This window comes from Micromonospora sp. AKA38 (genome assembly GCF_027925725.1).
Classification (GTDB): Bacteria; Actinomycetota; Actinomycetes; order Mycobacteriales; family Micromonosporaceae; genus Micromonospora.
Genome location: NZ_BNEI01000004.1, coordinates 115,810 through 128,304, shown reverse-complemented (window position 1 = coordinate 128,304; position 12,495 = coordinate 115,810). Strand labels below are relative to the sequence as shown.

General features: G+C 74.2%; 12 protein-coding genes. 8 read left to right on the top strand and 4 right to left on the bottom strand.

What is annotated here, in order from left to right:
* Positions 1-79: 79 nt before the first annotated feature.
* The 5 genes from TPA0908_RS16205 to TPA0908_RS16185 all read left to right on the top strand — a co-directional run bounded on the left by TPA0908_RS16205 (position 80) and on the right by TPA0908_RS16185 (position 2,206).
* A complete protein-coding gene (locus TPA0908_RS16205) occupies positions 80-658 on the top strand; it encodes a DsbA family protein (RefSeq protein ID WP_281938821.1) in 579 nt (192 codons plus the stop codon).
* 28 nt (positions 659-686) lie between these two features.
* Entirely contained in the window at positions 687-962 is a 276-nt protein-coding gene (locus TPA0908_RS16200) for a hypothetical protein (protein ID WP_281938818.1), read from the top strand.
* On the top strand, positions 959-1,246 hold the full coding sequence (locus TPA0908_RS16195) for a ribbon-helix-helix domain-containing protein (protein ID WP_281938816.1): 288 nt from the start codon (positions 959-961) through the stop codon (positions 1,244-1,246). The genes TPA0908_RS16200 and TPA0908_RS16195 overlap by 4 nt, the downstream gene beginning before the upstream one ends.
* A 205-nt stretch (positions 1,247-1,451) precedes the next feature.
* Positions 1,452-1,883, top strand: a complete 432-nt coding sequence (locus TPA0908_RS16190; RefSeq protein WP_281938814.1) for a RusA family crossover junction endodeoxyribonuclease — start codon at positions 1,452-1,454, stop codon at positions 1,881-1,883.
* Positions 1,884-1,930: 47 nt separating this feature from the next.
* Positions 1,931-2,206: a hypothetical protein gene (locus TPA0908_RS16185; RefSeq protein WP_281938811.1), complete on the top strand. Its 276-nt coding sequence runs from the start codon at positions 1,931-1,933 to the stop codon at positions 2,204-2,206.
* Between the two features lie 42 nt (positions 2,207-2,248).
* Here TPA0908_RS16185 and TPA0908_RS16180 read toward each other — a convergent pair whose 3' ends face one another.
* The 3 genes from TPA0908_RS16180 to TPA0908_RS16170 all read right to left on the bottom strand — a co-directional run bounded on the left by TPA0908_RS16180 (position 2,249) and on the right by TPA0908_RS16170 (position 4,816).
* On the bottom strand, positions 2,249-2,956 hold the full coding sequence (locus TPA0908_RS16180) for an AMIN-like domain-containing (lipo)protein (protein ID WP_281938810.1): 708 nt from the start codon (positions 2,954-2,956) through the stop codon (positions 2,249-2,251).
* 368 nt (positions 2,957-3,324) lie between these two features.
* The gene (locus TPA0908_RS16175) at positions 3,325-4,110 is read right to left on the bottom strand and encodes a DUF4184 family protein (protein WP_281938808.1); all 786 of its coding nucleotides are present in this window, start codon (positions 4,108-4,110) and stop codon (positions 3,325-3,327) included.
* A 22-nt stretch (positions 4,111-4,132) separates the two neighbouring features.
* Positions 4,133-4,816: an HAD family hydrolase gene (locus tag TPA0908_RS16170; RefSeq protein WP_281938807.1), complete on the bottom strand. Its 684-nt coding sequence runs from the start codon at positions 4,814-4,816 to the stop codon at positions 4,133-4,135.
* Positions 4,817-4,964: 148 nt separating this feature from the next.
* Here TPA0908_RS16170 and TPA0908_RS16165 point away from each other — a divergent pair, with 148 nt between their 5' ends.
* The gene (locus TPA0908_RS16165; protein ID WP_281938806.1) at positions 4,965-6,293 is read left to right on the top strand and encodes a hypothetical protein; all 1,329 of its coding nucleotides are present in this window, start codon (positions 4,965-4,967) and stop codon (positions 6,291-6,293) included.
* A 28-nt stretch (positions 6,294-6,321) separates the two neighbouring features.
* Here the strand turns inward: TPA0908_RS16165 and TPA0908_RS16160 are convergent, their stop codons facing one another.
* Positions 6,322-9,024: an MGH1-like glycoside hydrolase domain-containing protein gene (locus TPA0908_RS16160; RefSeq protein ID WP_281938804.1), complete on the bottom strand. Its 2,703-nt coding sequence runs from the start codon at positions 9,022-9,024 to the stop codon at positions 6,322-6,324.
* A 42-nt stretch (positions 9,025-9,066) separates the two neighbouring features.
* On the opposite strand from TPA0908_RS16160, the gene TPA0908_RS16155 reads away from it, so the two are divergent.
* Positions 9,067-11,010, top strand: a complete 1,944-nt coding sequence (locus TPA0908_RS16155; protein ID WP_281938801.1) for an amylo-alpha-1,6-glucosidase — start codon at positions 9,067-9,069, stop codon at positions 11,008-11,010.
* 122 nt (positions 11,011-11,132) lie between these two features.
* Entirely contained in the window at positions 11,133-12,458 is a 1,326-nt protein-coding gene (locus TPA0908_RS16150; RefSeq protein ID WP_281938799.1) for a glycosyltransferase family 4 protein, read from the top strand.
* Positions 12,459-12,495: the final 37 nt, after the last annotated feature.

Sequence of the window (12,495 nt, the reverse complement as noted above, 5' to 3'; positions counted from 1 at the left end):
GCGACGAAGCGAAACATCACGGTCACGTGACGGGGACCGCCGCGCTGCGCGCCGACCCGTCCGCCCCTAGGTTGGGGGGATGGACGCCACCTTCTTCTTCGACCCGGTCTGCCCGTGGACCTGGCGCACCTCCCGCTGGCTCGTCGCCGTCGCCCAGGCCCGCGGGCTGACCGTCGAGTGGCGGGCGTTCAGCCTGGCCATCCTCAACGACGGGCGGATCGCCCCCGAGTACGCCGAGGCGATGGCCGCCTCCGGCCGGGTGCTGCGGCTGGTGGAGGCGCTGCGGGCGCAGGGCCGGCACGAAGACGCGGGGCGCCTCTACACCGAACTGGGGGCGCGCAGCCACGACGCCGGGGACCCGCTCGGCGACCGGACCGTCGCGGCGGCGGTGGAGGCCGCCGGCGTGACGGACGCGGCGCCCGCGCTGGACGAGGAGCGCTGGGACGAGGCGGTCCGCGAGTCGCACGCGCTGGCGTACGGCTCGGCCGGCCCGGACATCGGCTCGCCGGTGCTCATGGTGCCGGACGCCGGCCGGGGCATCCACGGGCCGATCATCACCGAGGTCCCGGGCACCGAGGACGCGCTGGTCATCTGGGACTCGATGCTGCCGCTGCTGCGCCTGGACACGTTCCACGAGCTCAAGCGCGCCCGCCGCTGACGCGTTTTACGCGTTGTACGCTGAGCGGGTGACGGAGCGGGAGTACGCGTGGACCGACGCCGGCAAGGCCAGCGCGGCCCGGCACGACGTGTCCGAGCAGGAGGCGATCGACGCGCTCTATTCCCCGCAGCGGATCGAGAACCACATCGGGACGCTCCTCCTCGCCGTCGCCGGCCTGGCCGAGAGCGCCCGGGTGGTCATGGTGCTCTGCGAACGGATCGGAAAGGTCAGCAGTTACGCGATCCTGGCCGTGCGCCCCGCCACGCCCGATGAGGTCAAGCAGTGGATGGAGGGAACGCGATGAGCGCTGGCCGTGATCCGCGGGCGATGAGCCGCGAGGAGTTGGTCGCCTACTTCGACCGGGGCGGCGACATCTCCGAGTTGCTGCGGGACGCGACCCGGGGGCCCGACCTCGGGCCGACGCCCGCGCCGGAGAGCGTCCCGATGGTGGTGACCGGAGTCAGGCTTCCCTCGACGATCGTCCGGCAGCTCGACGAACTCGCCGGCAGCGACAAGGGCGGCCGGTCCGGTCTCATCCGCCGGGCGATCGACGAGTACCTGGCCCGACACGCCGGTGAGGCGGCCTGACCGGCGTCCCACCAGGTGAACGGCGAGACTACCGGGCGTGACCGGACTGGACTAGCGTTTCCTTAGCTCCGTGGCCCCGCGCGTCGCCACCGCCGTCGACCGCCGCCGGCTGTCCCCCACAGCCTGCTCGATCGGTGGGTTCTCCCGGGAACCGCCGCACCCGTGCGTGCCGGTTGGGCAGGATTCGCCCCGAGGAGGTGCCGTCGTGCAGGACACCCGCGCTCTCGCCCTGTCGTTCGAGGTGAGCGGCCTGCCCCCGGTCAAGACCGAGGCCCTGTCCATCTTCGCCGCCGGACATCGGCAGGCGACGAGGGTCCGCACCCTGCTCCAGGCCGCCTGCACGGCGGCCCAGCGCACCGGGTGGACCCCGCTCGCCGGGCCGGTCGAGGTGGACCTGACCCTGCGCTGCCCGCCCGGGCACCGGACCTCCGACGCCAGCACCCTGCTGGGCGGTGTGTGCGCGGTGCTCCAGGACAAGAAGCGGGTCTCCACCATCGGCCTCGCCCACCTCGGGGTGCTGGTCGACGTCGCACTCTGGTCCGACGACCGGCAGATCCGCCGGCTGTCGTACGTCGAGGAGCCGGCGGAGGACTTCTCGTACCTGGTCCGGGTGGCGGCCGTACCGACGATGGTTTGACCGACGGACGCGGTGGGGTACCGCGGACGCCGACGAAGGGAGCGCCGATGTCGGAGCCACATGTCACGCTCGACCCGAGCGGGCTCGATCCGGTGCAGCAGAAGCTGCGCGGCCCGTTGGAGGATCAGCTGACCTCGGCCCTGCAGGCGGCCACCGAACGGATCCGCGCCGGCTACGCGGGCGAGCCCGTGGAGGACGTCTGCCGGCGGCTGCTCGACGAGACCCGGTCCGGCCTGCACCCCGACATCGCGGCCGGGTTCCAGCCGGACATGGACGAGTTCTGTCGGGTGGCGGTGGCGATCGTCCGGGGCGAGGCCGGCTGAGCCCGGCCCGCGCCGCCCCGACACGGGCGACGCGGCCGGTGGTCAGCCGCGCCGGACGTCGACGGAGACGACGTGGGCGCCGTCCGGGCGGGTGGACTCGCCCAACCGCACCGGCACCCGTGCGCCGCCCGGGGCACGCAGGCCGAGCCCGAAGCTCAGGTGCCCCTCGAAGTCGCCGGCCGCGGCCCAGCCGAGCAACGTCGGGTAGCCGACCGCGGCCGGCGGCACGTCGGCGGTCCGGCCGCCCCGCGCGTCGTGCGCCTGCGCCGGGAAGAACCGCACCGACAGGTAGCTCGTGCCGGGCAACTCGACCGGGGCGCCGCGGCCCTCGGTCACCACCTGCGGCACGTACCCGACCCGGTAGGACGGGACGGGCCCGCGGAACGCGAACGTGATCCGGCTGAACCCCTCGGCGGGGTGGTCGCCGACCTGCACCGACACCAGGACGGGCAGCGACCCGCCGGGCGCCGCGGTGACCGGTACCCGCACCGGGTGGGTGACCCGGGCGGACGTGCCGGGCACCCCCCAGCCCCAGGTCACCCGCCAGGGCCCGGCGGTCCCCTCGTCGGTCGACGTCGGTCGGGTGGCGGCCGGGGGCGGTGCGGCGGCCGTCGTGGCGGCCGGGGCCGACGTGCTGGCCGGGGCGGTGGTCGGTGGCGCCGGGGGCGCGCCGTCGTGGCCGGTCGTCGTGCAGGCCGCCGCGAGCAGCACGACCAGGCCGGCGAGCAGCGGTACGCGCTGGATAGTCATGGTTCAGTGTCGCTCCGTGACCGGCCGGCGCACCAGGGGTGTGCCGCAGCGGCCCGGACGGGTCAGGACCGGGTCCGCAACTCCCCGGCCCTGACCCCGGTCGTCCGGAAGTGGTAACGGCGCACGCCGCGGGAACACGGCGGGCGCGGCACGACGCCCACGCCGGGCTCCAGACGGCGAGCCGCTCTGCCCGCACTCAGCTCCACGGTGCTCTTACCACCGGACTCCGGTGCGCCCCCGACTCACCCCGACGAGGCGTGGACGCCGGCTCAGGTTAGGCGCGTCCGCGCAGGTCGAACAAGCTTCGACCGGGGCGACCGGCTGTGATTGATGTCTATGTCGAAACGCGGCATGTCGACGTAACGGGGTCAGCCGGGCCGACGCTGTTCGTCTTCGAGACGCCGGTCGCGCTCGGCCCCGCGAACCGGCGCGGACCGGGCCGCCGCCGCGCCGGCGATGAGCGCCAACCCGCCGACGTGCAGCGCGCGTACGCCGGCCGGCCCCGGCACGGTGGCCGCCGGCAACCCGGGCAGCGACAGCGCCCCCAGACCGGTGACCGTCAGGGCGACCCGCCAGAACACCAGCGGGTTCGTCGCCGGGGCGGGCGGGGGTTCGCCGTCGAAGATCTCGCCGTCACGGGCCGCGCGGATCGCCAGCGCCACCACCAGCAGTCCGCCGCCGCCACTGGCGAACACGTCCGCGAACTGGAACCAGTACAGCCCGGTCAGGCCGTGGAAGTCGGCGATGCCGATCAGCCGCGGCAGGCGCTCGCTGTGGCTGACCCGGTCCCACCCGACGTGGCTGAACGCGCCGATCAGCGCGGAACAGACCGTGACCTGCCAGGGGTGCCGAACGCCGGCCAGCCCGACGTACCGGGGCCAGCCGAACAGCCGGGGCGCGGGCAGGTGCACGGCGATGCCGGCGACCACCCGGCGGGCGATCCAGGCGTACCCGAGAGCGACCGGCAGACACCACCAGAGCAGCCCGCCGAGCGTGTGGGTGCGCATCCCGAGGTCGAACCGGGTGCCGGTGAACAGGTAGCCGACGTCCGGCGCGACCGCGCCGGTGGCCAACGCCACCCCGTCGAACCAGCGCGGTCGCCACAGCTTCAGCGGCAGCACCGGCGCCAGGTGCGACGGGAACGTGAGCGGCACGGTCCGGACGTTACCGGCCGGCTCAGAAGTGCCGGGCCAGGTCGGGAAAGGCGGCGAGTCGGATCACCCGGGGGTCGGACGGGTCCAACTCCTCGTGCTCCAGCACCCAGGTGTTCTCGTTCGGGATGAAGACCGCGTTCATGCCGGCGGCCCGCGCGGGCAGGATGTCCGAGCGCGGCGAGTTGCCGATCATCCAGGCGACCGCCGGGTCGAACGCGTGTTCGCGGGCCAGCCAACGGTAGGTGGCGACGTCCTTCTCCGGCACGATGTGCGCCGCCCGGAAGTGGTGCAGCAGCCCACAGGCGTCGAGCTTGCGCTGCTGCTCCTCGCGCTCGCCCTTGGTGAGCAGCAGCAGCTCGTGGCGGGTGGCGAGGTCGTCGAGCGTCTCCGCCACGCCCGGCATCAGCTCGACCTGGTGGCCGACCAGCGCGGCGGCGAGCTGCTCGATCTCGCGGCGTTCCCGTTCGGTGGCGGGGCGCTCCCGTAGCTTCTCCAGGCACTCGCCGAGACTGCGCAGGAAGACCTTGCTGCCGTAGCCGTGCGCCACCGCGTTGGCCCGTTCCACGTCGTCGAGCACGGCCCGGAGCTGCGCCCGGCCCAGTGTCGGGTGGTCCAACCAGGTGAGGAAGTCCTCGATCACGCGCTCGAACAGGACGTTGTTCTCCCAGAGCGTGTCGTCGGCGTCGAAGACCAGCACCGATCGCATCGCACCTCCCCCGTCGCGGCCCCGCACACCCTACGTGCAAGGCCGGGCCCGCCTCCCGCCGGACGGACCGCGCGGACCGGCCGATCGTCGACCGGCGCGGAGCGGCTGCCCGACTGTGGATCGCCTGCTCCGGCGGGATGCTTCGACCATGACTCCCGCACCCGCCCCACCCCCTGCGCAGCGGGTCCGGCACCGGCGACGCACCGCCGTCGTCGTGGCGGCCACGCTCGCCGCCGGCGGCACGCTGCCGACGGCTCCGGCCCTCGCCGTCAACGCCACGCACACCACCGTGGTCAGCGCCCGGCCGGCGGCCTGGACGCCGCACGCGCTCGACGGCACCGTGTACCGGATCCTCCAGATCGGCGACCGGGTCTACCTGGCCGGCTCGTTCACCAAGGTGCGCAACGCGAACACCACCGCGCAGCTCGCGATGCCCCGGCTGGTGGCGTTCCACGCCGACACCGGCCGGATCGACACCACGTTCAAGCCGGTGGTCAACGCCACGGTCAAGGCGCTCGCCGCCTCGGCGGACGGCCGCTCGCTCTATCTCGGCGGCGCGTTCACCACGGTCAACGGCGTGGCCGCGCCGCGGGTGGCCCGGATCGACGCGGCCACCGGCGCGCGCGTCGCCGGGTTCGCCCCGGCCGCGCTCAACAACCAGGTCAACGACATGCGGCTGGTCGGCAACCGGCTGCTCGTGGGCGGCGCGTTCCAGACCGTGGGCGGGGTGACCCGGCGCGGCCTGGCCGCCCTGAACGCGACCACCGGCGCCGCCGACGCCTCGGTCGACCTGCGGCTGGACGGCGCGCGGGTCACCTCCTCCGGGGCCACCTCGCCGGTCAAGGTGGAGGCGCTGGACGTCTCCGCCGACGGCGGCCGGCTGGTCTTCGCCGGCAACTTCAGCACCGTGTCCGGCGCGGCGCGACACCAGCTCGCGGTGGCCGACCTGAGCACCACCGGCGCCACGCTCTCCGGCTGGGCCACCACGCGCTACCAGCCGCAGTGCGCCAAGACGATGCCGGCCTACCTGCGCGGGGTGGACATCTCGCCGGACGGTGCCTGGTTCGCGGTGGTCACCACCGGCGGCCCGTTCCCCGGCACGCTCTGCGACACCGCGGCGCGTTTCGAGTTCGGCGCGGCCACCGCCGGCAAGCAGCCGACCTGGGCCAACTACACCGGCGGCGACACGCTGCTGTCGGTGGCGGTGACCGGCGCGGCGGTCTACGTCGGCGGACACCAGCGCTGGCTGGACAACCCGTCGGGGCGCAACTCCGCCGGCCCCGGCGCGGTGTCCCGGCCCGGCGTCGGGGCGATCCACCCGACCACCGGCAAGGCGCTGGCGTGGAACCCGACCAAGGACCGTGGGGTCGGCACCGCCGAGCTGTACGCCACCGACCGCGGCCTGTGGGTCGGCAGCGACACGGTGACCGTGGCCGGCGAGTACCACGCCCGGGTGGCGTTCTTCCCGCTGGCCTGACCGGGCCCGGCGGCGACGGGCGCGGGGCTCAGCGGCGCAGCGTGAGGATCAGGTCGGCGACCAGTGCCGTCCACCCGGTCTGGTGCCACGCGCCGAGCCCCGCGCCGTTGTCGCCGTGGAAGTACTCCGGGAAGCAGATCAGGTCCCGCCAGTCCGGGTGGGTCTGGAACAGCTGCGCCGCGCCGTAGATCGGTCGCCGCCCCCACCCGTCCCGGGTGAACAGCGAGATCAGCCGCGCCGACAGGTCGTCGGCGATCTCGTCCAGCGTCCGCTTGACCCCCGACCGGGTCGGGTACTCGACCTGGAGACCGTCGCCGAAGAACGCGGCGTGGTCGCGCAACGCGGTGATCAGCAGGAAGTTCGTCGGCATCCAGATCGGGCCGCGCCAGTTCGAGTTGCCGCCGAACAGGCCGCTCGTCGACTCGGCCGGCTCGTAGCCGACGCTGAACTCCTGCCCGCCGAGCGTGACCGTGAACGGCTTGTCCAGGTGGGCGCGGGACAGCGTGCGCAGGCCGTACTCGGAGAGGAACTCGTCGGTGTCGAGCATCCGGGCCAGCAGCCGCACCACCTGCTCCGGGCCGACCATGGACAGCAGCCGCTGCTGGGTGCCGTCCGGGCCGAGCCGGCGGGCGCCGATCACGTCGGCGTACTCGGGGCGGTTGGTGAGGAACCAGCGCAGCCGGGCGCCCAACTCGGGGAGGCGGCGCATGGTGCGCGTGGTGAGCCGGGTGACCGCGGCCAGCGGCAGCAGCCCGACCACCGAGCGGACCTTCAGCGGCACCTGCGTGCCGTCGGCCAGCCGCAGCACGTCGTAGAAGAACGCGTCCTCGGCGTCCCAGAGCCCCTGGGAGTACGCCGCCGCGGCGATGTACGCGAAGTGCTCGAAGAACTTCGTCGCGGTGTCCACGTACGCGCGGTCGTGCTCGGCCAGCACGATGGCCATGTCGAGCAGGTTGAGCGCGTACATGGCCATCCAGCCGGTGCCGTCGGACTGCTCCAGCGTGCCGGCCACCGGCAGCGCGGCCGAACGGTCGAAGGGGCCGACGTTGTCCAGCCCGAGGAAGCCGCCCTCGAACACGTTGTTGCCGCCGGTGTCCTTGCGGTTGACCCACCAGGTGAAGTTGAGCAGCAGCTTCTGCATCACCCGGGCGAGGAAGTCGTGGTCCCGGGCGCCGTCGATCTCGAAGACCTTCAACGCGGCCCAGGCGTGCACCGGCGGGTTCACGTCACCGAACGCCCACTCGTACGCCGGGATCTGCCCGTTCGGGTGCAGGTACCACTCGCGGAGCAGGAGCAGGATCTGCTCCTTGGCGAACCCGGGGTCGACCCGGGCGATGGTGACGCAGTGGAAGGCCAGGTCCCAGGCCGCGTACCAGGGATATTCCCACGGGTCCGGCATGGAGAACACGTCGAAGCTGGTCATGTGCCACCAGGCGCTGTTGCGCCCGTGCCGCCGGCCGGCCGGCGGCGGCGCCGAGCCCGGATCGCCCTCCAGCCACCGCTTGACGTCGAAGTGGTAGAACTGCTTGCCCCACATCAGCCCGGCGATGGCCTGGCGGGCGACAAGCGCCTCGTCGGCGGTCGCCGCGGCCGGGATCAGGCTGTCGAAGAACCGGTTCGCCTCGGCGCGCCGGGCCCAGAGCACGGTGTCGAACCCGTCGCCCAGGTCGGCCGCGGCGGGCGGGTCGCCCGCCGGGGGCGGCGCGGTGCGGGTCAGCCGCAGCCGGATCCGCCGCTGCCCGCCGGCCGGCACGTCGAGCACGTAGTGCAGCGCGCCCTTGGTGCCGACCCGCTCCGGGTTGACGGTGGCCGCGCCGGCCACCACGTGGTCGTTGATCCCGTCCTTCGGGTACGCCGACCGCCCGGGCAGCCCCCACAGCCGCTCGGCGTTGGTCTCGTTGTCGCACAGCAGCGGCGTCGGCTCGCCGTCGCCCTCCAGCAGCACCTGGCCCAGCACCCAGTGCTCGCCGACCAGCCGGGAACCGGTGCCGCGCAGCTCGGGGACCCGGTCGGCGCCCGGCAGGCCCCACGCCCAGGTGTTGCGGAACCAGAGCGTGGGCAGCACGTGCAGGGTGGCGTCCTCCTCGCCCCGGTTCGCCACGGTGACCAGGATGCACATGTCGGTCGGGGACGCCTTGGCGTAGTCGACGGTCACCGCCCAGTACCGGTCGTCGTCGAAGATGCCGGTGTCCACCAACTCGTACTCGGTGTCGTCCCGGCCGCGCAGCGCGTTCACCGCCACCAACTCGTCGTACGGGAAGGCGGCCTGCGGGTAGTGGTAACGCCAGCGCATCCAGGAGTGCGTCGGCGTGCTGTCGAGATACCACCAGTAGTCCTTGGCGTCCTCGCCGTGGTTGCCGCCGTCGCCGCCGAGGCCGAACATCCGTTCCTTGAGGATCGGGTCGCGTCCGTTCCACAGCGCCAGCGCGAAGCAGAACGTCTGCCGGTCGTCGCAGACGCCCGCCATGCCGTCCTCGTTCCACCGGTAGGCTCGGGACCGCGCATGATCGTGGGGGAAGTAGTCCCAGGCCGTGCCGTGCTCGCTGTAGTCCTCCCGTACCGTCCCCCACGCCCGTTCGGACAGATAGGGGCCCCATGCGCGCCAGTCCTGCTCCCCGGCATCGGCCTGGGCGAGCCGGTGCCGCTCGGGGTCGGGGGTCGCGGAGGTCGGGCGGTCGGTGATCACCCGCACATCTTCGACGCCGCCGGAGTACTTCTCCACAGCGGCCATTGTCGTCGTGGTCTGTCACACCTCGCTGCCGGTGGAGGAAAGTTGATCGACATCCGTTTCGGCCCGCAGCTCTGCGGGACGCTGTCCGCCGCCGTCGGGCGGGAATGGCTGGTCACGGACGGGCGCGGCGGCTACGCCACGGGCACCGTGGCCGGGCTGCGCACCCGGCGGTACCACGGTCTGCTGGTGGTGCCCGGCGAGACACCGGCGTCCCGCAAAGTGGGACTCGTGAGCCTCGACCCGGCGGTGACGCTGCCGTCCGGTCGCCAGGTCCGGCTCGGCGCGCACGAGTGGAACTCCGGCGTGGTCGACCCGCGCGGCTTCGAGTTGCTGGAACGCTTCGACCTCACCGACGGGGTGCCGCGCTGGCGGTGGCGCATCGGCGACGTGGTGATCGAGCGGGAACTCGCCATGACGTACGGCCGGTCCTGCGTCGCCGTGGTCCACCGGCTGGTCTCCGGCGGCCCGGTCCGGCTGGACCTGGCCGCGGCCTGCACCTGGCGGGACGCGCACGGCGAGCGACGGGCCGACGGTCCCGTCCCCCGGCTGGAGCCGGTGGCCGGCGGCGCGGTGGTCGACGGCGCGTTCCGGCTCGCCGGGCCGGACTGGACCCCGGAGGGCCAGTGGTGGCTCGGCGTCCACCACCGGGCGGAGGCGGCCCGCGGCCTGAGTCCCGACGAGGACCTCTGGTACGCGGGCCGGTTCTCCGGCGCGCTCGACGAGCCCGGCGCGACGGTGACGGTGCTGGCCTGGGCGGACGATCTGGCCGAGGAGCCGCCACCGGCGACCGCCGTGGTCGAGGCGGCCCGGCGGCGCAGCCGGGCGGTGGTGGCCGCCGCGAAGCCCGCCGACGCGGTCGAGGCGACGCTGGCGCTGGCCGCCGACGCGTTCGTGGTCCGCACCGCCACCGGCCCGGACGTGGTGGCCGGCTACCCCTGGTTCGGCGCCTGGTCGCGGGACACGATGATCTCCTACGAGGGGTTGTTCCTCTGCGCCAACCGGGCCGACGAGGGCCGGGAGCTGCTGCGCGCGTACGCGGGCACGCTGAGCGAGGGCATGTTGGCGAACACCGCCGACACCGGCCGGGTCGAGCACAACACGGTCGACGCCACGCTCTGGTTCCTGCACGCGGTGAGCCGGCACGTGACGGTCACCGGCGACACCGACCTCGGCGACGAGTTGCTGCCCGCGCTGCACGGCGTGATCGAGGCACACGTCGCCGGCACCCGCTACGGCATCGGCGTCGACCCCGCCGACGGGCTGCTCACCCAGGGCGGCCCGCCGGACGTGGCGCTGACCTGGATGGACGCCCGCGTGTACGGGGTGCCGGTGACCCCGCGTACCGGCAAGCCGGTCGAGGTGAACGCGCTGTGGATCAACGGGCTGGCCGGGCTCGCCGAGTTGACCGAGCTGGCCGGTCGGGACGCCGGCGCGCTGTGGACGCTGCACTCCCGGGCCACCACCTCGTTCCGCGACCGGTTCCCCGCACCGGCCGGTTGGCTGCACGACGTGGTGGACGCGCCGGCGCCCGCGTACCCGCTCGGCGGCGCCCCGCACCACGACGACGACCTGCTGCGCCCGAACCAGCTCCTCGCCTGGTCGCTGCCGTTCGCGCCGCTGGAGCCGGACGAGGCCACGCTGCGCCGGATCACCGAGGCGTTGTTCACCCCGCTCGGGCCGCGCAGCCTCGCCTCCGACTCCCCCGGCTTCACCCACCGGCACCGGGGCGGCCCGGCCGAGCGGGACGCCGGCTACCACCAGGGCACGGTCTGGCCGTGGTTGACCGGGCCGCTGCTCGACGCGTACCGGAAGGCGGGCCTGCCCACCGCGGACCTGCTGGTCGGGCTGGAGGGGCACCTGGTCGAGGACGGCCTGGGTTCGGTGAGCGAGACCGCCGACGGCGCGGCCCCGCACACCGCCACCGGTTGCCCGTTCCAGGCCTGGTCGGTGGCGGAGCTGCTGCGCGCGCGGCGAATGCGCCGGTAACGCGTTACAGACCGGCAACCGGCGCGTCTCCGCCGGTTAGCGACCCCTGGGCAGGATGGGCCGCGACCCCGCCGGCGCCCGCGCCGACGGTTCGGGGACGTCCACAACTCAAAGGGGGCCGCGTGTCAGCTGACGCCGAAGTGATCGACATCCAGCCCGCCCGGCGCCTGCGGGTGCTGCTGCTCTCCTGGGAGTACCCGCCGGTGCTCGTCGGCGGCCTCGGCCGCCACGTGCACGCGCTCTCCGTCGCCCTGGCCGCCGCCGGGCACGAGGTCACCGTGGTCACCCGGCACGCCGAGGGCGCGCCGCTGGAGGAGTACGCCGACGGCGTGCGCGTGCTGCGTGCCGCCGAGGACCCGGTCCGCTTCCCGCTCGCCACCGGGTCGCTGCTGGCCTGGACCATGGCGTTCAACCACACGCTCACCCGGGCCGCGCTGCGCGCCGCCGAGTCCGGCGCGTACGACGTGATCCACGCCCACGACTGGCTGGTCGCCCACACCGCGATCACGCTGGCCGAGCACCTGGACGTGCCGCTGGTGACCACCATCCACGCCACCGAGGCGGGCCGGCACCAGGGCTGGCTGCCCGAGGAGATGAACCGCACCATCCACGGCGTCGAGCACTGGCTGAGCAACGCCTCCGCGCGGGTGATCGCCTGCTCCGGCTACATGCGCGACCAGGTGGCCCGGCTGTTCGAGCTGCCGACCGGCCGGATCGACGTGGTGGCCAACGGCGTGGACGACCGCGCCTGGCGGGCCCGCCCGCAGGCGGTCGCCGCCGCCCGCGCCCGCTTCGCCGGTGACGGGCCACTGGTCGGGTACGCCGGCCGGCTGGTCTACGAGAAGGGGGTGCAGCACCTGGTGCACGCCGTGCCGCACCTGGCCGACCGGCACCCCGGCCTGCGGGTGGTGATCGCCGGGGACGGGCCGTACAAGGACGAGCTGGTCGACCAGGCGCACCGGCTGCGCCTCGGCGACACCGTGCGGTTCGCCGGCTTCCTGGACGCCACCCAGCTCCCCGCGGTGCTCGCCGCCACCGACGCCACCGTGATCCCCAGCCTCTACGAGCCGTTCGGCATGATCGCCCTGGAGGCGGCCGCGGCCGGCGCACCGCTCGCGGTGGCGCAAACCGGCGGGTTGGCCGAGATCGTCGAGCCCGGCGTGACCGGGGTGACGTTCCCGCACGGCGACCCGGACGCGCTGGCCGGCGCCGTCGACCGGCTGCTCGGCGACGAGGTCTTCGCCCGCCGGGTGGCGCGCAAGGCGCGCGCCATGGTGTCCCGGCAGTACGCCTGGTCGGCCATCGCGGCCCGCACCGCCGCCAGCTACGCCGCCGCCCGGCGGGAGCACCACACGTTCCAGACCCGGCGTGCCGCCGCGATGCTGGCCGGGGGCCGGTCCGCGGTCGCGATTCCGGAGGGAAATCTGCTGGCCGGAGCGGCGAGCTGAGGCGACCCGCCCGGACGGGATAGGTACCGTCCGATCC